Below are 21,656 nucleotides of genomic sequence, written 5' to 3'. Positions count from 1 at the left end.
TTTTATTTGGTGGTCAAAAAATGAAAATCACAATTATTGGTACAGGTTATGTTGGTCTGGTCACAGGTGCCTGCCTGGCTGAGTTGGGTAATGATGTGTTTTGCCTCGATGTCGATCAGCGCAAGATTGATATCCTCAATAACGGCGGCATTCCTATCCATGAGCCGGGTCTGGAAGAAATCGTTGCGCGCAATCGCGCTGCGGGCCGCATACAGTTTTCTACCGATGTTGAAGCCAGCGTCAAGCACGGTGATGTGCAGTTCATCGCGGTCGGCACGCCACCGGATGAAGACGGTTCTGCTGATTTGCAATATGTCGTGGCTGCGGCAAAAAATATCGGTAAGTACATGACGAACTTCAAGGTCGTCGTTGATAAATCTACCGTACCTGTCGGTACGGCTGACCGCGTCGGTGCCGCCATTTCTGCCGAGCTGGCAACGCGCTCTGCGACCGTGGAATTCTCTGTGGTTTCCAATCCAGAGTTTTTGAAAGAAGGTGCAGCAGTAGAAGACTTCATGCGCCCTGACCGTATTGTTATCGGTTGCGATCAGACGCCGCAAGGCGAAAAAGCGCGCAGCCAGATGAAGAAGCTGTATGCGCCTTTCAACCGCAACCATGAGCGCACTTACTGGATGGATGTGCGTTCAGCAGAGTTTACCAAGTATGCGGCGAATGCCATGCTGGCGACTCGCATCTCTTTCATGAATGAGCTGGCGAATCTGGCTGATCATGTTGGTGCGGATATTGAAGCTGTGCGTCACGGCATAGGCTCTGACCCGCGCATAGGCCACAGCTTCTTGTATGCCGGTTGCGGCTATGGCGGCTCCTGCTTCCCCAAGGATGTGCAGGCGCTGGAGCGTACTGCCCAGGACCATGGTTTGAATCTCCTCATTCTGCAGGCAGTGGAAGCAGTGAATGCACGCCAAAAGCAGGTGCTCGGTAACAAGATACAGCAGCGTTTTGGTGAAAACCTCAGCGGCCGTCATTTCGCCATCTGGGGCCTGGCCTTTAAACCGAATACCGATGATATGCGTGCAGCGTCTTCGCGTGTCTTGCTGGGTGAATTATTGCGTGCCGGTGCGACGGTGGCGGTGTATGACCCGGTTTCCATGCAGGAAGCCAAGCGCGTATTTGAACTGGATTTCTACGATGCGCCAGAATTGCTGGCATCCATACGCTATGCCGCCAACCCCATGGATGCGCTGGTCGAAGCCGATGCACTGGCGATTGTCACTGAGTGGAAGGCCTTCCGCAGCCCTGACTTTGATGAAGTCAAGGCACGCCTGAAACAGCCTGTCGTGTTTGATGGCCGTAACCTGTTTGAGCCTACGGTCATGACCGAGCTGGGTATTGAATACCACGGCATAGGCCGCTCCGTATTGACGAACAAATAATGCAAAATATGGATGCAAAAAAAGATGCAAGGCAAGATATGACAGCGAAGCGTATTCTGGTTGCTGGTGATGTCATGCTCGACAGATACTGGTTTGGCGAAGTCAACCGCATATCACCAGAAGCCCCGGTGCCTATCGTCCGCGTGGAAAAAAGTGAGGAGCGCCTTGGTGGTGCCGCCAATGTGGCCCGCAATGCCGTCGCCCTGGGCGTGCAAGCCGCCTTGATGGGTGTCATTGGTGACGATGATGCAGGCAATAGCATGGAGCGTTTGCTAAAGACTTCAGGCATAGAAGCCTATCTCAGTCGCGACCAGCAAATCTCTACCATCATCAAGCTGCGCGTCATCGGCAGGCAGCAGCAATTGTTGCGCATCGATTTTGAAGAACGCCCGACTGAACATGTCTTGCGTGACAAACTCAATCGCTTCAACTCTTTGCTGACTGGTTATGATGTCGTCGTCCTGTCCGACTATGCCAAGGGCAGCCTGGTGAATGTCAGCGCGATGATCACTGCGGCCAAGGCAGCAGGCAAGATCGTGCTGGTGGATCCCAAGGGTAGTGACTTCAAGCGCTATGCCGGTGCCAGCCTGCTGACACCGAACAAGTCTGAATTAAAGCAAATCATCGGTGACTGGTCAAATGAAGAAGAACTGACAGCCCGAGCGCAGCAATTGCGCGCAGATTTAAACATCGATGGCTTGCTGCTGACCCGCTCAGAAGAAGGAATGACCCTGTTCACTGCCGATGGCGCGACCCATGTACCAGCGATGGCGCGTGAAGTATTTGATGTCTCTGGTGCTGGTGATACTGTCATCGCCACCATGGCCGTCATGCTGGCGCAAGGCAAATCCATGCAAGAGGCGGTAGTGATTGCCAACCGTGCTGGTGGCATTGTGGTGGGCAAACTGGGTACTGCTACGGTGACTCGGGAAGAGCTTTTTCCATCGGCTGTGCAATAAGTTAATCCCTGTGCCGGCTTGAAGTATTCAAGCCGGTATCCTCAATACTGGTTTATCAGGCTATCGCCCCAAAGCGAAAGCTTGATGCCACCACGCCGCCAAAAATGTTTTCTTCATGATAAACACAACTGGCAACTTCATCCTCTGCCGCACCCACGGCCACCATCAGCGGCAATAAATGCTCTTCCCTGGGGTGAGCGACTCTTGCTGCCGGTGCTTCTTCCCAATTGAGCAGTCGCTTGACTCTTTCTGTCGTGCTGCTGGCGATCAGGCTGTCCTGCAGCCAGTCATCAAAACTTGATGAAGGTTCTTTTGCCAACGGGCCAAAGCGGCGCAGGTTATGGTAGCTGAGGCCACTGCCTATGATGAGTATGCCCTCGTCACGCAAAGGGGCTAGCGCACGTCCAAGTGCCAGGTGTTCTGCCGGGTCCAGTCCTTTGCGCAGGGATAATTGCACGATCGGCATATCAGCTTCAGGGTACATCACGGCCAATGGCGCAAATGCACCGTGATCAAAGCCACGCTGTGCATCCGCCTGTGCGGGCAAACCTGCATCCTTGATCAGGCCCATTACCCGTTCTGCCAGTTCGGGTGAGCCCGGCGCTGAGTAATGTACCTTGTAGGTATGCTCAGGAAAACCACCATAGTCATACAGCATGCCGGGCCAAGGGCTGGTCATGACCTTGAATGCGCTTTCTTCCCAGTGCGCCGAGATCATCAAGATGGCCTTGGGTTTGTACGGTAGTTGCCGTGGCATATCAACCAGTGATGCTTCCAGCACATGCATGGTTTTACGCATGTCTTCCATGTAAGGCCAAGGGCCGCCGCCGTGCGAAATAAAATAGGTAGGCAATTTCATATGAGTATCCTCCACAGGTCATTTGGTGCCGGGGCTTGTTTTTTCAATTAATTCCATAAAGCCCATGTAAATCATCATAATGTTTCCTTATATGGAAATCGATGGTGGTAAAGTAATTGTATTATTTCCAAAAAGTGCAACTATAGTGTATGAAAAGCCAAGGGTGATATATGGATGAACTAGATATCAGTGGCATCAGGGTATTTCGTGAGATTGTCGAATCAGGCAGCTTTACCGCCGCAGCTGACAGGCTGGGCATGGCCGCGCCCATGGTCAGCAAACATATCGCCAGGCTGGAACGCAAGCTGGGTGCCAGACTGCTTAATCGCAGCAGCCGCAGCATGAGCCTGACTGAGGCAGGCAAGGATTTCTTTGCGCAGGGCAGGCAGGCGCTGGATATTCTGGATGCTGCCGTCGCCTCGGTTGCGCAAGAGAGCGGGCCACCACGCGGTGAATTGAAAATCAGCGCCCCGGTCTGGTGTGCGAATCCCGGCTTTGCCAAGGTACTGGCAGATTTTCGTCAACAGTATCCTCTGGTCAGATTGAACCTGCATCTTGATAACCACATGGTAGATCTGGTGGCAGATGGCTTTGATCTGGCGCTGCGGGCGACCGATGAGCCATCACCGGCGCTGATTGCCAGGTCCTTGTGCAAAGTCGAGTTCCGCCTGGTTGCCGCACCGGCTTTTGTGAAAAATCTGCAAGCTGGCAACAAAGACGAAGCCATCAACGTGGCGATGATATTGCCCAATTATGTGCAGCTTGAAAGGTTTCACTTGCCAGTGCAAACAGAGTGGGCACCTTTAAAGCTGGATGCGATCATGAAATGCGGTGACACCACACTCACTTATCACTGCGTACTGGCTGGCATGGGTGCCGCATTTCTGCCTGAGTGGCTGGTAGGCGATGATCTTGCATCTGGCCGTTTGCAACTGGTGGCAGGTAATGAGCCGGGTTTTACCGGCAATCTGTATGCCGTCTATGCCAGCCGCCGTCAGATGCCACCCAAGCTACGCTGTTTTATCGATTTTTTGATAGACAGGTTGGGCGATTAGTCATATTGACATTAAATTGTGGAATACTTGTCAACGGAATTAATCCAGTTCCGTTGTTAGCTATATAGCCAGCGATAAAAACCAGGCTATGTCGTTTAAAGATTCGCTTTAAATATTGCTTAAAAATGTCCAATTATTGAGGGAGTATTCGCATGTTGAAGAAAATTATATTTGGCCTGATGGCTTTGTTGGCTGCTACTGGTTTTGCATTCGCTGATGTCGATGTCAATAAAGGCGATCAGGCTGCACTCGATGGTATCAAGGGCATAGGCCCAGCCAAGTCCAAGGCCATCATTGAAGAACGTACCAAGAACGGTGCCTTCAAGGATTGGGCAGATTTTGAAAGCCGCGTCAAAGGCATAGGCGAAAAGAATTCCACTAAATTGTCTGAAGCAGGTTTGACTGTCAATGGCCAGGCTAAACCTGGTGCAGCAGCAAAACCAGCGGCCAGCGCAGCTCCTGCCAAAGGTGAAAAGGCTGCTAAAGCAGAGAAAGCAGAAAAACCTGCGTCTGCACCAGCGGCAACAGCGGCACCAAAAGCTTCCGCTGCAGCATCCAGCGCATCAGCTGCAAGTGCAGCCTCGGCAGCTTCAGCAGCATCCAAGGCTTCCGCCGCATCTGCAGCTTCCAAGGCCAGCGCAAAATAAGTCTGATTCTTCAGTTCTTTTGTTGATCTGACAGTTTCACAAAACCCCGGAAGTGATTCCGGGGTTTTTTATTAGCTTATTTAAATTCTGTATAAGCCCGATTAGCGCATGCCAGCGGCTTGCAAAGACTTGATTTGTCTATGAGAAGCTGATTTTTATCAGCCTTGGCGGTGCTTTTTCAAACAAACTGCTTGCTTATGCGGCAAGCGTCTAAAGGTAACTGCGTTTAGAATAAGACTTTGTCTTTTTAAGCTGTTGTTAAGCTGTTTACCATGACCTATCTGACCATCGAAGACACCATAGGCAATACACCGCTCGTTAGATTGCAGCGCATACCCGGTGACGAAAACCAGCGACGCAATAATGTCATCCTCGGCAAACTGGAAGGGAATAATCCTGCCGGTTCCGTCAAGGACAGGCCTGCCTTGTCCATGATCAAAAGGGCAGAAGAACGTGGCCGTATCAAACCTGGTGACACTTTGATCGAGGCTACCAGCGGCAATACAGGCATTGCCCTCGCCATGGCTGCTGCCATGCGTGGTTATAAGATGATCTTGCTGATGCCAGAAAACCTGAGCATAGAGCGTCGCCAGAGCATGGCCGCTTACGGGGCGCAAATCATGCTGACTCCCAAGACTGGCGGCATGGAATATGCTCGCGATCTGGCAGAGCAAATGCAGGCCGAAGGGCAGGGGGTGATACTTGACCAGTTCGCCAATCCGGATAATCCTCTCGCGCACTACGAAGCCACAGGGCCAGAAATCTGGCGCGACACCAAGGGCCAGATCACCCACTTTGTCAGCGCCATGGGAACTACCGGTACCATCATGGGGGTATCTGCTTATCTGAAGGAACAGAATCCACAGATACGCATCGTTGGTGCACAGCCGGAAGAAGGTTCGCAGATACCAGGCATACGCAAATGGCCAGAGGCTTACATGCCAAAGATTTTTGATAAAGCCAGAGTTGATCAGGTGGAGTCAGTCACACAGGCAGATGCAGAACAGATGGCGCGCAGGATGGCCGTGGAAGAGGGCATATTTTGTGGTATTTCTGCCGCAGGTGCTTGCGAAATCGCTTTGCGTATCGCCCAGACGGTAGAAAACGCCACGATAGTCTTTGTGGTTTGCGACCGTGGCGACCGGTATTTATCGACAGGTGTGTTTCCCGCCTGATCATCTACATTGTGTTGAGTGCAGGTCTGCACTCAACACAATGTGCTCAAAATGCAGCTTATGGATGTGGCTTGCAAGCGCAAGTTATCACGCATCGCCGGAATGGCAGGCCAAGGCGTAGGAATCTGACACTCTCACTTGACGCACACCGGCTCATGACACTGCCACGGAGATCTCCCGGCAGCTCAAATTGATTGCACTTCTCCGCCAGCATTACATCAAGCTGTCACAAATCCAGCGCAAAATAAAATAAAAAAATACCGAAATCACGCTTGTGGCGCATTTTCGGTATTTTTCAATGTAGCAGTTTTCCTGAAAACCCGGAGGTCAGGCAGGCCAGCAAGCACTGATCAAATTAAAGACTTATGCTGCGTCTTTTGGTTTGAATTGCTTGTCGCTGATACGGAATTTTGCGCGACGGTCGCCCATCAATTCGCGCAATTCTTTGATGCTGACATCGCTGATTTCATGCATGCGGATCAGCAGTGATGCGCCGACCGGCAGGCGACGATGCCTGATTTTACTGATTACTGGTGGTGCCACTTCCAATGCTCTGGAGAGTGCTGCATCATTTTTCAAATGCAATTGCTTGATCAGAGTATCCAACAGATTGTTTGGATCATAGTCGATTTCATCGGATTCAAGCTGGGTCAAATTTGCCATAATTACCTCGCTGTGTAGTTTATTGACGCTTAATTAGTTGCTTCAATAAAAAATTAATCAAACGGTAATATTGTATCTTTAAAATATAATTTGCTTGTCAGAAAAATAGCAAACCATTGTTAAATCTCTTGACACTTTGCTTAGTTAAGAAGTAAATGTGTCAACTAGATAACAGCACTTTAGTTTAGAAAATACTGAATGGCAATGTTTATTCCAGTAATTAGTTACTAGAATAACATAAATTAACAATTTTATTTGGTTTATTAAAATCTGTTAAATTGCGAGCTTCTTCTCCCATCCCTCTGTGATGCGGCGCTAAACCCACCAGGTGCGAATTATTTTTGTCTGGCTGCAGCGATGACACGGCCGAGGTCATAGACTGACATTGCATAAAAATAACTGCGGTTATACAAGGTAATCGCGTAAAAATTTTCTGTTGCAAACCAGTACTCTGTTGCGTCGTTGCCATTTTGCAGATCGACAAGCCCGTAGGGGATATTTGTTGGCGCATCGCTACTGGCTGTTGTCGCGATGGCTTTTAAATCCTGCAACTGATAGCTGGCCTGCAAACCCTTGCCAAGCGCGGTGCTGAGTTGCTCACTTTTTTCGCTCACGACCAGGGTAGCGGGAAATGCCACGGGCAGATTGCGCTTCCAGCCATGCACGGCCAGATAGTGGGCAACACTGCCTATCGCATCCACTGGTGAATCTGTCAGGTTGATCTTGCCGTCACCATCAAAATCCACTGCATATTTTCTGATGCTGCCAGGCATGAATTGTGGCCAGCCTATCGCACCTGCGTAAGAGCCTTTAAACACAAAAGGATCAAGCGAGGCCTCTCTGGACATCAGCAACATGTTTTCCAGCTCGCCCCGGAAGAATTGCATGCGTGCATCGCGCGTTGGTGTGTCGGGATAATCAAAGGCCAGCGTGGCCAGTACATCCATCACACGGAAACCGCCAGTCTGCTTGCCAAAGATGGTTTCTACACCAATCAGGCCAACGATGATTTCTGGTGGCACGCCATATTCCTGCTCGGCCTTGGTGAGGGCATCGGCATATTTATCCCAGAAAGCGACGCCGGCTTCAATACGGTAAGGCTCGACAAAGCGGGCGCGGTAGGCTTTCCAGTTCTTGGGTTTGCCTGCCGGAGCAGGGCGCATCAGTTGCCTGGCGGTTTCTATGTACCTGGCCTGCTTGAAGATGGCTTTCAATTCTGCTTCGGTATAGCCATGCTTGCTGACCATTTCCGAGATGAAGCTGGAAACTTCCTTCCATTGCTCAAAATGGCCTTCATCTTTTTTTGCCTTGGCAGCCGGGGCAGAACTGGCTGTTGCCGTGCTGTTTGCAGGCTTTTTCACATGTTTTTTTTCTGCTGCATGTGCTGCGCCCGAGGTGAGCAGCGAGGCTGCGATAATGAGTGAGTAGATGCTATTGAGCAGGATGCCTGGCTGGCGTGATGCGTGGGATGTCAGAGAGATCAAAATACGTTTATTAAAAATTAGCGGCATGCTGCCAGCAAGGTTTTCAAACGCCGGATCAGTGTACTTTCCGGACCTGGGTCTTTGCCGTAGCGGGCACTTGCGTACAGTGTCAGAAAACGCTCTGCATTTTCAAATTCAGCTGCGGGCAGGCTGTTGCGCAATCTTTCCAGATAGGTTTTTGGCCCTTCATGCAAAGCGCGTGCTGCGGTCTTTTTTTCCATCTTGCGACAGAAAGAAAAGTATACCTTATCAAGCGCTGTGATACGTGGCCGGTTGCGAATTAAGGGCAGGGAGATCAGGCCAAGTATCAGGCTGGTCGCGACAAAAAACAGCATGGTCAGTTGTGTCCAATCCACTTTCATGAGGCCCATGGAGTTCAACAGGCTCCTCTGAGTATTCTGATTGTAGTTCAATACCCATTGATTCCAGGAGTTATTGACGGCGCTCCATTGCATGCGCACCTGGTTGAAAAAGGAAATTCCATCCGGGCTCAGGTTCATGAGGCCCGCCAGGCCCTGGCGCGGCACGGCATAATTGAGCGAGCGCTGCACTCTTTCCGGTGCTACGGCTGCCGTCGGATCTATCCTGAGCCAGCCTTTGCCTTCCAGCCAGACTTCGGCCCATGCATGCGCGTCAGACTGGCGTATTTCTAGATAGCCATCGACAGAATTCAGGTTGCCACCCTGATAGCCGGCAATGACCCGTGCCGGAATATTGGCGGCTCGCATCAGCAGGACAAAGGCACTGGCATAGTGTTCGCAAAAACCAGCCTTGGTATCGAACAGGAATTCATCGGCACTATTCCTGCCCAGGCGCGGTGGTTCCAGCGTGTAGGAATAGGCTTCACGGCGGAAGTAGTTCAGTATGGCCCAGATCAACTGCATATCATCGGGATATTGTTGTCTCAGTGTCGCAGCAAAAGCCAGGGTGCGTGGATTGTAGCCTTCAGGCAGTTTCAGCGAATCGGCCACCATCTCCCGGTTGCTCCCGGCTTCCAGGGCATAGCTGGTATACGACTCTATCGTGTATTTGAGCCTGTCATTGGTGACTTGCTCGCGCCGGGTTTCCATCAGTCTGTTGATGATGGCAACGGTACCGGTATTGGTTTCCAGCTCGGGCTTGCCTGCGGGCATGTCGAGTGCAAACAGCCAGTTTTGTCCATTTGCTTCCAGTGTGATTTCCTGGCGTATGGCCTGGCCGCCGTATTTAATCCAGTTTTTGTCCTGGTCAGTTTTATAGGAAGACCTTTTTTCTTCCTGTGACCAGCTGCGTCCGTCGAATTTATTCATGACAATACCACGCCAGTAAAGCTGGGGTTTGGCCGGGATGAATTTGTCGAACTTGACGCGAAAGGCAATTTCTTCAGATTGTGCCAGTTCGCTGATATTCCCTGGCGACATCGAGTTTGACAAACCGCTGCGGCCAGATTGTGCATCGCCTGGCAAGCCCCACAATGGCCCCTGTATGCGCGGGAACAGCACAAAAGCGATGATGGTCAGCGGAATTGCCAGCCCCAGTATGCCGGCGCCAAGCTTGAGCCTTTGCAGTAAGGGCGGCACTACGCCCGTGTAATGGAAGGATAGCTGTGCTGTCAATAACAGGCACAGGCCTGTCAATGTCAGTATCGCAGCAAAGATGCTCTGCTGATAAAAGAAGCTCGTCAGTAACAGGAAAAAGCCAAGAAAAATCACCACGAACAAATCTCTCTTGGCATGCATTTCCAGCAGCTTGCAGGTCAGCAGCAAGACCAGCATGGTGACGCCTGCTTCCCGGCCAAAAAAAGTTCTGTGCGTCAGATAAACCCCGGCCATCATCATCAGGGCAACCGGCAGCAGCAGCCAGGCAGGGGGCAGGCGGCGTCCGCTCAGGGTCAGCCATCCACGCCAGGTCAATAACAGGGCGCAAGAGGCATTCACCCACCATTTGACATGGTCAGCATGTGGTAATAACACGAAGACGCAGGCAAAGATCAACAGCAGGGTATCTGCCTTGTCGCGTGACAATATGGTGCGGAAGACTGGCAATTTCATGGTGCTGGTATCTCGTAGAGCGCCAGTGCGCGCAGGCAGGCCTCACAATGCTCTGGCCCTGTGGTGGGCGGATACTGCGTTTGCGCCAGCCTGAAACCATAAGTCAGGCCGCGCTGGTCGGCTTCCAGTACCCAGCTGGTCAGGCGTGACAGTTTTAGTTCTGTATCCATATTCCGGGTAGTGCGGCAAAGTCCAGCATGACATCGCTGCCAGAGCCTCCGGCGAATTGCTTGGTTACCAGTGTACCACCCAGGGCAGTATCGACTTTGGCAATCTGTTTCCAGGCCAGGTGTTTCATGGGGTCGCCAGGCTGATATGCACGCACACCGGCAAAATCTTCATCACCGGCATGGCCTGGTGCTTCTGTCTTTTGCCCGGCACCTGACATGGGCAGGGGTGGTGGATTTGCCTCTGGTTGCGGATAGACCAGCGCATTGGCATCTGGCAGCCAGGTGCTCCAGGCGCGTAACAGGCCTAGCGGGTAACTGGTCTGCAAACGGATTCTGGGTATCGCCTGCAAACCCCTGTTCGTCGTCGGGTAGCTGAGCTGCACGGCAACGCGGCTCTCGGCGGCAATATCGACAAATTTTTCTGGATGGCCTTTTTCAGCAAACCCCACACTGATGGCATAGCGTGGATGAGTGCGGCGGTTGATCAGAAACACTGTATATTCGGTTTCTTCACCCGCAAAGACAGCCCGGGCCGAGCCTGGCAGCAAGTGCAGGTAGGCCAGGTTGCGAAAGCCATAAAATACATTGACCAGGGCAACGCCACCCAATACATAAGTCAGGCCAAAGCCCAGATTCAGGCTGTAATTGGTCGCTGCCAAAAACATCAGCAGCAAAAGGACGACATATACCAGCCCGGGTTTGCTGGGCAGGGTGAATACCCGCCGCTGATTCAGGAACACTTCACCGCTTTCTGGCTTATGCTCCAGAAAAACGATCTTGCGCAGTCTTTTTTTAAGCGATGTGAACATGCCGTGATTGATCTATGGCTGTGCAGTTCAGACGCTGACGCGTTTCATCAATTGCGCCAGTAATTCGCTGCTGGCACTGACTTTGCCCGTCATTGACTTCAAGGGACGCAGCCTGTGCGCAATGACGGGTATCAATACTGCCTGCACATCTTCAGGCAGGACGTGGTCACGGCCTTCCATGGCAGCCCAGGCGCGTGCGGCCTGCAATAGAGCGATAGAGGCACGCGGGCTCATGCCTTCGGCAAATAAATCGCCCTGGCGTGTTGCATGGGCCAGTGATTGTACATAGTCGATCAGCGCGGCAGATGTATGAATTTTCTTCAGTTGCTGCTGGGCTTCCATCAATTCTTCCGGCTGCATGACGGCGGGCAATTGCGCCAGCAGGCTGCGCCTGTCTTCACCCAGCAAAAGGGCACGTTCTGCTGCCGCATCGGGGTAACCGAGTGACAGGCACATCAAAAACCTGTCCAGTTGCGACTCAGGCAGGGCAAAGGTACCTACCTGATGCGCTGGATTTTGGGTGGCGATGACAAAGAAAGGCGAGGGCAGGTTGCGCGTTTGCCCCTCTACCGAGACTTGCCTTTCTTCCATAGCTTCCAGCAATGAGGATTGTGTTTTTGGCGTAGCGCGGTTGATCTCATCTGCCAGCAAGACCTGGGAAAACACTGGGCCGGGATGAAAGACAAATTGTGATTTTTCCCTGTCAAAAATCGAAATACCGACCACGTCTGCTGGCAGCAGGTCACTGGTAAATTGCAGACGGTTGAATTTCAGGCCCAGGGATATCGCCAGCGCATGTGCCAATGTGGTTTTGCCTACGCCAGGCAAATCTTCTATCAGCAAATGCCCACCCGCCAGCAAACAGACCAGCGCCTGCCTGATCTGCTGCTCCTTGCCTATGATGACGCTATTGACCTGTTTTGCTACTTTATGTACTTTGGAAAACATGTTCTTCCTTACTGAGCAATATTTATTGTTGCCTGAAAATCATGATGGTTCAAGCCAGAATGAGCTGACCATGTACATGAATTGTCAAATTTCTGTGCCCACAGTGTAAACCGAAATGTGAAAAACTGTTGCCCGTAGTGAAAAGATTCAGACAGACGGATTTGCAAAATCAGGCAAATAGGGTGAAACTGATAGCAAGACGGATAAGATAAACAGAACTGAGTTCACTCATACTGCTCTGGCAAACTAATGCCGGACTGGTTTTGTGGTAGTTCTGGCACAGAGACATGACAACTGCGTATTTCACCCATGCTGACTGCAAACGCCATGAAATGGGCTCATGGCACCCCGAATCACCCGAGCGTCTGCAAGCCATAGACGATCAACTGATCGCCAGCCGTATCAGCAACTTGCTGGACCATCGCGAAGCACCTCCGGCGACGGAAGCCGATCTTGCGCGCGTGCATACTGCCGACGCCATTTACCGCATACGGGAAAACTGCCCCTCAGAGCGCTCTGACTACAGCCATTTCCCGCTGGATGCAGATACATCACTGAATGCTTACACCTGGCGCGCCTCCCTGCGTGCCGCGGGTGCTGCTGTAGCGGCAACCGATGCCGTGCTTGATGGTGAAGTGGAAAATGCATTTTGTGCGATACGCCCGCCAGGACACCATGCGACCCCCAGTGAAGCCATGGGTTTTTGCATGTTCAATAATGTTGCTGTCGCGGCCAAGCATGCATTGGAGGTACGCGGTCTGAAGCGTATTGCCATTGTTGATTTTGATGTCCACCACGGTAATGGCACGGAAGAAGCATTCAGGGATGATGGGCGCGTGCTGATGGTCAGTTTTTTCCAGCATCCGTATTACCCCTATACCGGCACTGAGCACCCGGCCAGCAATATGGTGAATATTCCAGTTCCGGCACACAGTTATGGCGACGTCGTGCGTCAGTTAATTAATGAGCAGTGGTTGCCCGCTTTGCGCAAGTTTGAACCAGAAATGATCTTTATTTCTGCCGGTTTCGATGCCCACCGTGAAGATGACATGGGACAATTGGGCCTGGTCGAGGCCGATTATGCGTGGATCACTAAAGAAATCATGAAGATAGCCCAGGAGTTTTCCAACAAACGCATCGTCAGTTGCCTGGAAGGGGGCTATAACCTGTCTGCTTTGGGACGCAGCGTGGTTGCCCACCTCAAAGTCCTGGCAGACCTGGATTAAGCATCGTTGAACAAGCATGATTGACTACGCCAGCCTGAGTCCGTTAAAGACGGAGCGTCTCCTATTGCGCAAGATGGAGCGCAGCGATATCGACAGTGCCGCCATTATTCATGGTGACCCTGCCACCAATATCCATAACCCCACCGGCCCCAGATCACGCGAAACCACCAGGGTATTGCTGGATGACTGGGCAGGTGCATGGGAACGTCAGCATTTTGGTTACTGGACAATCTGTTCTATAGATGAGCCAGATCAGGTATTGGGTTTTGGTGGCATCATGCGCAAGCAGATAGGTGATTTCAGTGGCCTGAACATCTATTTCCGTTTTGCTGCGCACACCTGGGGCAAGGGCTACGCAACGGAAATGGCGATGGCAGCCTTGCATGCTGCTTTTGTCGTGCTGGCTGAGGATGCTGTATATGGCCTGGTCAGACCTGCCAATATTCCTTCGCGCCGTACCCTGGAAAAAGTCGGCATGCAGTTATATTCGGAAGTGGAAGATGTGCCGGGTGAAGCGGCCAGCCTGATTTACCGCATCACCCGTGCCGATTACCTGAACCGACAAAACTGATACCCGGATCAGGCTACGAAAATCAGGCTATAAAAATCAGGATATGAACCAGGATGTGAAAATGAAAAAGACACTGAGTGCTTTATTGGCTGCATGGGCCATGCAGACTACATTGGTTCATGCCGCAGATGATATTGCAAGCGTCACGAGCAAAGTTGCCCAGTTCATTGATGAATGGCATGATGATGCTGCCCATGCACGCCTGCAGTATTTCGACAAGATGGCAAAAGATGGTGTGTATATAGGCACCGACAAGACCGAACGCTGGACGCGTGATGAATTCAAAGCCTGGGCCAAACGTTTTTTTGAACGGCCATCTGCCTGGGCTTTTACCTCTTTCAACCGTCATATCAGCATGGCGGAAGACCGCAAATTTATCTGGTTTGATGAGCAGTTGCAAACCCAGATGGGTATCTGCCAGGCGACAGGCGTCATACACCAGACCGCACGGGGCTTCGAAATCATGCACTACCAGTTGTCACTGACGGTGCCGAATGAACTGACTGATTATCTAGCTGCCGGTGTGAAGCAACTGGCTGAAAAACAGGCTGAACAGACGCAGAAAAAATGAGCCCTGCAAACTGTTCAAACCTGCTTATGCTTGGTTGCTTTTAATACTTGATGATGTAAGTCAGCGCAAAATACGGCGGGCGGTTTTCATGTGCCTGGCTACCGCCTGTGCTGGTCGTGCCGTAATAATGGTTGTCATTGTCCATACCACCTTTGCTGCCTTTTTGATTGCTACCCTGATAGCCAAGTGGCCAATCGTCGTAAGCCTCGCCAAAACCGAAATGCTGATGGCTAGGAATCTGGTTGACATTGAGCGTGACATTTTCAACTCCGCCCGTACTTTTGAGTGGGTAGTTGCTCAGGCCATTCCCCTGTCCTGTACCGATGACAAAACGGCTGCGCAAGTCTGGTACGGTGCCACCGATGACTGCGAACAGGTTGGGGTAGGTCGATTGGCTGATGGCCTGGCCGACGCAAAGCAGCCAGCCGTTAGGCGCATCGCTGCCGCCAAAGGCAATGATAGAACCGACAGGCAAAGGGTTGATCGCTACTGTGTCGGCAGATTGGGCAGGGACTGCATTAGCTAATGTGCTCATGGAATATTCTCAAAAAAAGGAATGAATCATGCCAGTGACGAATCTTGTACTGGCATCCATATAAAGATGTCTTCAGCCTGTAATCCTAGTATTTAATGATATAGGTCAGCGCATAAAACGGCGGTATATTATTATGTGCCAGATTGTGGCCGGCACTGCCTGTCCAGGTGGTAAATGCTGAACTGGTTGTTGACCAGCCTTCTGAATTACCTGTGCCGTTATTTCCCCCGCCATTGCCACCACCGACTCCATATGAATGGGTATGGAAGGGCATTTCATCGATGTTGAGTGTGTGATACTCCTCGCCGCCGGTGTCTTTCAGCAAGCGATTGGTCAGTCCTCCACCTTGACCCACACCAACGATAAAGCGGCTGCGCAGGTCAGGTACATTGCCGCCGATCAGGGCATACAAAGTCGGATAGGTGGATTGAGCAATAGCTGTTCCGTCGCATATTAACCAACCGTTTGGTGCTGCGGATCCTGCAAAACTGACAACAGTGCCAACTGGCATCTGTATAGTGGCTGAAGTCGTCGCTGTGGCGCTTGGATTTGGCATGGGTTACTCCGGTCAGTTATTTGTGTTATCGCCATACACATTCAGTGTATAGGTGGTTTGTGGTGAAGTCGGGTTGACGATATAAGACGTCGCGGTTTGTGGTATCGGTAATTGGCGCGTGGTACCTGAACCATCATCGGCAACGATTTCAAAACTGTTTTGCCCCTCGATATTCCAGTTCAGCTGGAAAGCATAACTGGCTGGCGGCACAATTGTCGCCGTTTGTATTGTGAAGCTGTTGATGACGGGCGGGAAGATCAGTGGCACCGTGCACTGTATCTTGTTCAACAGGTTTTGCCAGTTGCTGTCAGAGTAAGCCCAGCAATACACAGTCAGGGTCTGGGTCTTGGTAATGCCAGTGATCTGTGGATGCTCAGTGTCATAATTGAGTGCGGGATGTGCCGTAGTACCGTAGGTATACTTTTGTTCGGGTATGGTCATGCCTGGTATATAGAAGCTCAGCTTGACACTGCCAACACCAAACATGCTCCAGGTTAGCGGAATAGAGACCTGTTCAGTTGAACTGTTAACAGGGATAGTTTCTGCCAGGCTGTAGATGCCTATCGCGCCGGGATTGGGTGGAATCTGCTTGCTGATAGGAACGACAAACACCGTATCGTTGTAATGCGTGCCATCGTTTGCCATGAAACCGGAAAACTGCACATACATCTGCGTAGGGCCAGTCGGCGTCATCGAAATGATATTGGCGAAAGAGAATGTCACATTTGACTGGTCACCAGTACCTATGATCTGTTTATTGGTATTGTTGGGTGTCAGTGTCCAGGTTGGCGAATTTGCCTGGCCGGTAACAGAAGGATTTTGCACACTCCAGCCACCAGTCTGATCTACATAGATACCGGCGCTGATAGCCCAGGCTGAGCCTGTTTGTGTCGCTTGCTGTTTGTCGTCCGGCGCCAGCGAGCCGCTGGTTGTACCATACACAAAACTGACCGATACCTTGGGTGAGCCTGTCCACATATTATTGCCATTGAACAGAGGTGTGCTGCCGATATTCTTGAGGTTCAGGTACAGGGTGTTGGTCAGTGGATTGCTGATGGCGGACACATAGACCGCGCCACCAAATTCTGGTGCGACGCTGAGCACCTGTTGCAGATTCAGGTTGCCCGGCGCAGGTTGTGCAACCAGCGCCAGCGCTGACGATACCTGGCTAGGGACATTGGTACCGCTGATGTCATTGAGGTTGATCTGCACGACGTCAGCGGTAGGGGGATTCGATGTCAGCACATTATTGATGCTGAAAGTGATGGCGCCATTGCTAAACCAGGGGGCATTGCCACCAGTCCAGTTCAGTTGCAAAGACATGTCGGCACTGTTGTAACTGAAAGTCCAGCCTGCAGGCGTGATATTGCTGATTGTCATCTGCTCCAGTTGTGCAGCCGTGAAATACAGTGGCATAAATACTTCCAGGCTGGCGGCGTTAGTGAGATTGATATCAGCACCGGTGTCATTGGTGAGCACGATATTCAGGCTGGCTGTGACCCCTGTATAAATGGTAGCGGGCGTGCCCGGTACCGCAGGGTTGTTCATGGTCATTATTACTGAGCTCATAATTTTTTCTGTCTGTTAGGGTTGATCAAAATAATAAATGTTCAGTCGTGCTGGCTTGGTTGTCACTGCTTGTATGCATGCTTCATTCATTACTGTCCGGGGTGAGTTCCAGCCAACCCTCCTGCAGGGTCTGTGGTGAGTAGCCATAGACCGGGGTTTCATTGGCGGCGTTGGCGATCAGTGTTGTCTCGGTAGTACTGCCCGGCGTGATCCACGACCACGCATAGCCTGCCTCCGCAGGCAAGGGTACAACCAGGCCCTGACTCATTTTCAGCATCGGTCTGGTGACGAAATTGACTTGCAGGCTGTTCATTGCAGTCGAGTACTGGTCAGGTGGTATGCTCAGTTCATTGACAGGCAACACGCCTGTCGTGGCATGCACTGCCGCACGCGGATCAACCAGCATGGTCAGGTGACGTGATGCTGCATTCAGGGTCAGTTGCACCGTGGTTTCAGTCGGCGGCCGGATACCACCTTGCATGCCAGGATCGGCAGCAGGTGCATAAAATACGGCACCGGTGTAGGGATTGTCGCCAGTGCCATCCATCAGGTAGCCAACCAGCCCGTCATCCAGATTGGCGAGGTCGCCCAGCCGCAGTGGGAAGTTGAGATTTTGCAGGTTGGCACTGCTGTAGGCCATGCGGTCCGTGTAATTGACACGGTTATTATTCACGTCTTGTGGGAGTGGTGCGCCAGGACCGCTGCTTGCCTGGCTAATTGGCAGCAGGTTGCCAGCAGTTTCCAGCCCGACCGAGGCCCTGACCAGGGCCAGGGGGTTACCCAGCAATACCGACAGATTCGCATCCCTGGCGTAATTGGCCGGGTTGATATAGTCGGCAGAATCCAGTATCACCTTCATCAGGTCTTGCAGGTAGCTGGCGTTCTGGCCATTGATGTACCACATGTAATTGGCCAGATTGGCATTCACCTTGGGCGAACCGGGCTCGCCTATGTCATAGGCCAGGCTGCTGGTGGGGTTGTCCAGATTACCGGCACGGGTGCGATAGACCAGCGCAGGATTGGTGCTCAGATGTTCTATGCCAAACGTGCCTATCGGGCTGCCATCAGCATTGTAGAAAAACAGGTTATTGTCGAGGTGGTTCGGCATGATCCAGCCGCACACGGGTGAGGTGGCGGGGTGATGGCTCATCTCTTCAAAATCCCCGGTGATACCGGCGATGCTGGTGTCATACGAGGCTGACAGCCACTGGAACCACAGGCGGCTGGAGGCCAGTAACCTTGGTGGCAGATAGATCTTGCCCTGGTTCGCTGTATCTTCGGCGGGCGGCGTCATGGAGTAAGCGGTAATTACTTCCAGCGAACCATCGGGATTGCTGGCTGCAGTCGCCAGGTCCATGCGCTGGCCGAAGGCATCGACGATTTCTATGCTCATGATTTCCAGGAAACCAGAACGCAAGGGGCCAAAATTACCCTGAGCCAGCAAGCCCGTGGAGATGGGTTGCTGGCTGTTGAAGCCAAAGTCATACCAGTTGTCCCAGGCATTTTGTTTGGCGGCGTTGGCGACAGCGGTGGTCACGCTGTCGCGGCTACCCTTGGTAAGGTCTTGCACGGCTACCTGGGCGACATCGGCAGTCAATATCTGCTGGATATTGAAGCCGCTGATCGATTGCGCCAGGAAGTTCTTGTCGGCATACAGATCGGCTATGCTTTGCAGGGTAGGGTTATCCGGGTCACCGGGGTGGCTGGCTATATAAGAGTTGATCTGGTACACCAGCACGCCGGTGGAGTTGGAACTCATGGTCGATGAGTTGCCATAAGTGATGGCGTCAGGCGAGGTGAAGTTCACAGCCTGGCTGCCATTCATCTTATAGACATAATCGACCGCATCTGTATCCAGGGTAAAGAAGTCAGTGAGATTTGATGGTGAATAAATCGCGTTGCCATTGTTGTCCCTGGCTTCCCACAGCAAGGGATTAAGTCTGACATTCCAGACCATGAATACCGGCAGGAAGGGGTTGACCTGGCTGGATGGGAAACCGGCTGGCGTAGCCTGGGTGCTCCAGCCTATGGTATTTGGTGCCCAGCCATTGCCGGCAACATTGCTGAACGTGATATTCAGCGACTGTGGTGCGCTGATCGCGATGACAGGATTGGCTGCAGCCTGGTAATTGTCGCTTGCCACCGTGGCAAACAGACTGGTATCTGTGGATGCCGGTACGCCACCGGCATTCGGTGCAATATCAAGCGGGCTCAAGCCACCTTGCGCATACATCAGGCTGGTAGTAAATGCGGACAGTGAAGTGACTGCCGGATTATTTGCCCCGCCTATTGCAGCGAGGCCGGATGCCACTGCCGTTGCCAGCATGGGCGTGATCAGGCAGGCTTCGCCGAGCAGAGCGCTGACATCGTTGCCCATGGGTATATTGCTGTTGATGGCAGGAACTATGCCTGTGCTGCTGGCCATTATCCGGAGCTCATTGCCGTTATAGCTGATATTGAGCTGGTCCAGTATTTCCTGGCTCAGGCGCACAAAGGTCAGTGGATTTTTGCCATTCCTGCGCGCAGGCTCCATCATGTCGCCCTGCATCAGTACCAGAGGCTCATTCGGCAGATAGAAAGCATCACTCTTCGTGCACTGCACTTGCCATGCCGGGTAAGCCGCCAGGGCATTTTGCACTACCTGATAATTGTCCCAGACCTTGTAGGCCAGGCTGGAAATCGATACCCCGCTGACAGGCTGGCTGATGCCGGTGACTGCACCTGATTCTTCATTCGTGATATACGACAATATGCCAACTGCCGTGCCCTTGGCGATGACAGCATTCAATTCACCACCGCTGGCAGTGTTGATGAAATTCGTCATGTTGCTGATGCTGATATTCGGGTCAGTGATTTCACCCGTGTATAGCTTCACATAATGCGTCCAGTCCATGAACAATTGCTTGCGCATGGTGGAGAGCGCAGCGCGGCCCATGTCGTAATTTTTTTGCGCCTGGTTCAGCAAATACAGTTGTTCGGCCAGGTCCAGCGGCAGGGTGACTTCGATATCGGGATTGACAGGGGTGTCACCATTGACTTCCTGGCTACCTATGATCCACAGGTAACCGCCCGGGTCAGTAGAGAAGGCATTGCTGTGCAGTGCTTCTTCCAGCGTAATGAGTTTGTTCGGTGTCTTTTCGAGATCTGCCAGCAAGCCCAGTTGCAGGGCATCGAGCAGGTATTCATAATTGCTCAGCACATTCGGGTCATTGGTCTGCTGGCCCATGTCGGTCTTGAGCATGGCAGCCACGGCTTCTTCGGTTGAATTGCCGACGGCAATCTCAACCTGGGTATCCCAGACTGAAACATTGCCCGCATTATTCGACTGCAAAAAGTAAGTCGTGCCGGGATTGCTGAGCATGTTCCAGACGATTTCCTGGCTGGTACCGGCAGACAGGGTTTCTTCCGGGTAGTTGAGCGAAGCTATCGTATGATTTTCATTGAGCTCATAGCTGACGTCGGCCATATTGAAGGTCCACTTCATTTTTCCGCTGGTGATCTGCTGGAAAAAATCATTCGGCGTCAGTTCAGGGGCAACATCATTGTTATTGCAGTCAGTCAGATATTTGTTATAGTCGTCGGTAATATGGGCATCAATATTGGCCAGCGGATCAGACATGCTCTCATTGAGCCAGCCTGTGACCTGGTAAGTTGTGCGGAACTGTATCGTCGCATTCGCCTTCAGGGCTTCATACAAAGACTTGTAGCCGGGATAAGGTACGTCAGAAAAATTATCCCAGAAGCCAAACACACTACAGCATTCAGGGTAGTAAGAACCAAAATAGGCACCGACAAAACCTATTGATGTCAGGTACAGTGAGCTTCCGTCAGTGGCCTTGTAATTTGGCAGGTAATTCGATGCTGGTGTATTCGCCGGGTTCCAGCTTGCTGCATCCACCACCCGCCCCATGTACATGAAAGGCTGTTGCTGGAAACCAGGCTGGGCTGGGATAGGCACAGAGATGACAGGCCGTATAATGCCGGAAGCATCGGCCTGCACTGTCGATGACAGGTAATCACTCTCGACCACCCAGCTCTTGCTGCTGATGTTGCCATAAGCCTGGGTTTGCGTATCATAAAAACTCAGGAAGCGGGTTACCAGCCAGCGGTTAGGCGCAGCCGGGAAAACCAGGTTGCCGCCTTCAGCAGGTTGCGAGCCTTTGCGAAAATAATCAGGCAATTCCCATTGCAGATGCACACCCACACCGAGCGGGTTGGCTGGGCTGTTAAGCGGATTGCCGCTGGCTGTGCTGCCCAGCGGCGCATAAATCTTGTCACCGGTACTGGCCGCTGCCGGTGGCGTGCCGCCATTCGGGTTATACCAGGGCATGGAATTGAAACTGGCCGTCTTGCCCTGGAAGCCGCCAACGACATTGGTGGCATCATTATTGTTGACGCGCAATGCGGCAATATTGAGTGGAACGATGGCGTTCAT

General features: G+C 52.1%; 19 protein-coding genes. 8 read left to right on the top strand and 11 right to left on the bottom strand.

Annotated elements, in window-relative coordinates; all coding sequences use genetic code 11:
• The first annotated feature begins 20 nt into the window (after nt 1-20).
• Nucleotides 21-1,394 carry a UDP-glucose/GDP-mannose dehydrogenase family protein gene (locus UNDYM_RS17810; protein WP_162042228.1) on the top strand — a complete coding sequence of 458 codons (1,374 nt, stop codon included), beginning with the start codon at nt 21-23 and terminating at the stop codon, nt 1,392-1,394.
• A gap of 38 nt (nt 1,395-1,432) precedes the next feature.
• The gene (gene rfaE1 / locus UNDYM_RS17805; protein ID WP_232063537.1) at nt 1,433-2,353 is read left to right on the top strand and encodes a D-glycero-beta-D-manno-heptose-7-phosphate kinase; all 921 of its coding nucleotides are present in this window, start codon (nt 1,433-1,435) and stop codon (nt 2,351-2,353) included.
• A gap of 55 nt (nt 2,354-2,408) precedes the next feature.
• Here the strand turns inward: rfaE1 and UNDYM_RS17800 are convergent, their stop codons facing one another.
• Nucleotides 2,409-3,212, bottom strand: a complete 804-nt coding sequence (locus UNDYM_RS17800) for a class III extradiol ring-cleavage dioxygenase (RefSeq protein WP_162042226.1) — start codon at nt 3,210-3,212, stop codon at nt 2,409-2,411.
• 170 nt (nt 3,213-3,382) lie between these two features.
• On the opposite strand from UNDYM_RS17800, the gene UNDYM_RS17795 reads away from it, so the two are divergent.
• From UNDYM_RS17795 to cysM, 3 genes are all read left to right on the top strand, one after another.
• Nucleotides 3,383-4,267 carry a LysR family transcriptional regulator gene (locus UNDYM_RS17795; protein ID WP_162042225.1) on the top strand — a complete coding sequence of 295 codons (885 nt, stop codon included), beginning with the start codon at nt 3,383-3,385 and terminating at the stop codon, nt 4,265-4,267.
• A 152-nt stretch (nt 4,268-4,419) separates the two neighbouring features.
• Nucleotides 4,420-4,914 (top strand): helix-hairpin-helix domain-containing protein, encoded by a 495-nt coding sequence (locus UNDYM_RS17790; RefSeq protein ID WP_162042224.1) that lies wholly within the window; start codon nt 4,420-4,422, stop codon nt 4,912-4,914.
• Between the two features lie 272 nt (nt 4,915-5,186).
• Nucleotides 5,187-6,089, top strand: a complete 903-nt coding sequence (gene cysM, locus UNDYM_RS17785) for a cysteine synthase CysM (RefSeq protein WP_162042223.1) — start codon at nt 5,187-5,189, stop codon at nt 6,087-6,089.
• Nucleotides 6,090-6,452: 363 nt separating this feature from the next.
• Here cysM and UNDYM_RS17780 read toward each other — a convergent pair whose 3' ends face one another.
• From UNDYM_RS17780 to UNDYM_RS17760, 6 genes are all read right to left on the bottom strand, one after another.
• Nucleotides 6,453-6,752 carry a hypothetical protein gene (locus UNDYM_RS17780; RefSeq protein WP_110257001.1) on the bottom strand — a complete coding sequence of 100 codons (300 nt, stop codon included), beginning with the start codon at nt 6,750-6,752 and terminating at the stop codon, nt 6,453-6,455.
• A 335-nt stretch (nt 6,753-7,087) separates the two neighbouring features.
• Nucleotides 7,088-8,263: a lytic murein transglycosylase B gene (gene mltB, locus UNDYM_RS17775; protein ID WP_162042222.1), complete on the bottom strand. Its 1,176-nt coding sequence runs from the start codon at nt 8,261-8,263 to the stop codon at nt 7,088-7,090.
• Nucleotides 8,254-10,266, bottom strand: coding sequence for a DUF3488 and transglutaminase-like domain-containing protein (locus UNDYM_RS17770; protein ID WP_162042221.1), 2,013 nt, complete (start codon nt 10,264-10,266; stop codon nt 8,254-8,256). The genes mltB and UNDYM_RS17770 overlap by 10 nt, the downstream gene beginning before the upstream one ends.
• Nucleotides 10,263-10,436: a hypothetical protein gene (locus UNDYM_RS30830; RefSeq protein WP_232063536.1), complete on the bottom strand. Its 174-nt coding sequence runs from the start codon at nt 10,434-10,436 to the stop codon at nt 10,263-10,265. The genes UNDYM_RS17770 and UNDYM_RS30830 overlap by 4 nt, the downstream gene beginning before the upstream one ends.
• The gene (locus tag UNDYM_RS17765; RefSeq protein WP_232063535.1) at nt 10,421-11,245 is read right to left on the bottom strand and encodes a DUF58 domain-containing protein; all 825 of its coding nucleotides are present in this window, start codon (nt 11,243-11,245) and stop codon (nt 10,421-10,423) included. Before UNDYM_RS17765 ends, UNDYM_RS30830 begins: the two co-directional genes overlap by 16 nt.
• A gap of 27 nt (nt 11,246-11,272) precedes the next feature.
• Nucleotides 11,273-12,193: a MoxR family ATPase gene (locus UNDYM_RS17760; RefSeq protein ID WP_162042220.1), complete on the bottom strand. Its 921-nt coding sequence runs from the start codon at nt 12,191-12,193 to the stop codon at nt 11,273-11,275.
• Between the two features lie 287 nt (nt 12,194-12,480).
• Here UNDYM_RS17760 and UNDYM_RS17755 point away from each other — a divergent pair, with 287 nt between their 5' ends.
• From UNDYM_RS17755 to UNDYM_RS17745, 3 genes are all read left to right on the top strand, one after another.
• Nucleotides 12,481-13,419 carry a histone deacetylase family protein gene (locus UNDYM_RS17755; protein WP_162042219.1) on the top strand — a complete coding sequence of 313 codons (939 nt, stop codon included), beginning with the start codon at nt 12,481-12,483 and terminating at the stop codon, nt 13,417-13,419.
• A 16-nt stretch (nt 13,420-13,435) separates the two neighbouring features.
• Nucleotides 13,436-13,990 (top strand): GNAT family N-acetyltransferase, encoded by a 555-nt coding sequence (locus UNDYM_RS17750; protein WP_162042218.1) that lies wholly within the window; start codon nt 13,436-13,438, stop codon nt 13,988-13,990.
• 61 nt (nt 13,991-14,051) lie between these two features.
• Nucleotides 14,052-14,561 carry a nuclear transport factor 2 family protein gene (locus tag UNDYM_RS17745; protein WP_232063534.1) on the top strand — a complete coding sequence of 170 codons (510 nt, stop codon included), beginning with the start codon at nt 14,052-14,054 and terminating at the stop codon, nt 14,559-14,561.
• 40 nt (nt 14,562-14,601) lie between these two features.
• Here UNDYM_RS17745 and UNDYM_RS17740 read toward each other — a convergent pair whose 3' ends face one another.
• From UNDYM_RS17740 to UNDYM_RS17725, 4 genes are all read right to left on the bottom strand, one after another.
• On the bottom strand, nt 14,602-15,096 hold the full coding sequence (locus tag UNDYM_RS17740; RefSeq protein WP_162042217.1) for a phage tail protein: 495 nt from the start codon (nt 15,094-15,096) through the stop codon (nt 14,602-14,604).
• Nucleotides 15,097-15,181: 85 nt separating this feature from the next.
• The gene (locus UNDYM_RS17735) at nt 15,182-15,652 is read right to left on the bottom strand and encodes a phage tail protein (protein WP_162042216.1); all 471 of its coding nucleotides are present in this window, start codon (nt 15,650-15,652) and stop codon (nt 15,182-15,184) included.
• Between the two features lie 12 nt (nt 15,653-15,664).
• Nucleotides 15,665-17,221, bottom strand: a complete 1,557-nt coding sequence (locus tag UNDYM_RS17730) for a hypothetical protein (RefSeq protein WP_162042215.1) — start codon at nt 17,219-17,221, stop codon at nt 15,665-15,667.
• An 82-nt stretch (nt 17,222-17,303) separates the two neighbouring features.
• Nucleotides 17,304-21,656, bottom strand: coding sequence for a hypothetical protein (locus tag UNDYM_RS17725; RefSeq protein WP_162042214.1), 4,353 nt, complete (start codon nt 21,654-21,656; stop codon nt 17,304-17,306).

The sequence above is a fragment of the Undibacterium sp. YM2 genome (assembly GCF_009937975.1).
Taxonomy (GTDB): Bacteria; Pseudomonadota; Gammaproteobacteria; order Burkholderiales; family Burkholderiaceae_D; genus Undibacterium.
The sequence above is the reverse complement of the archived record's forward strand: the minus strand, read 5'-3'. Positions and strand labels throughout refer to the sequence as shown.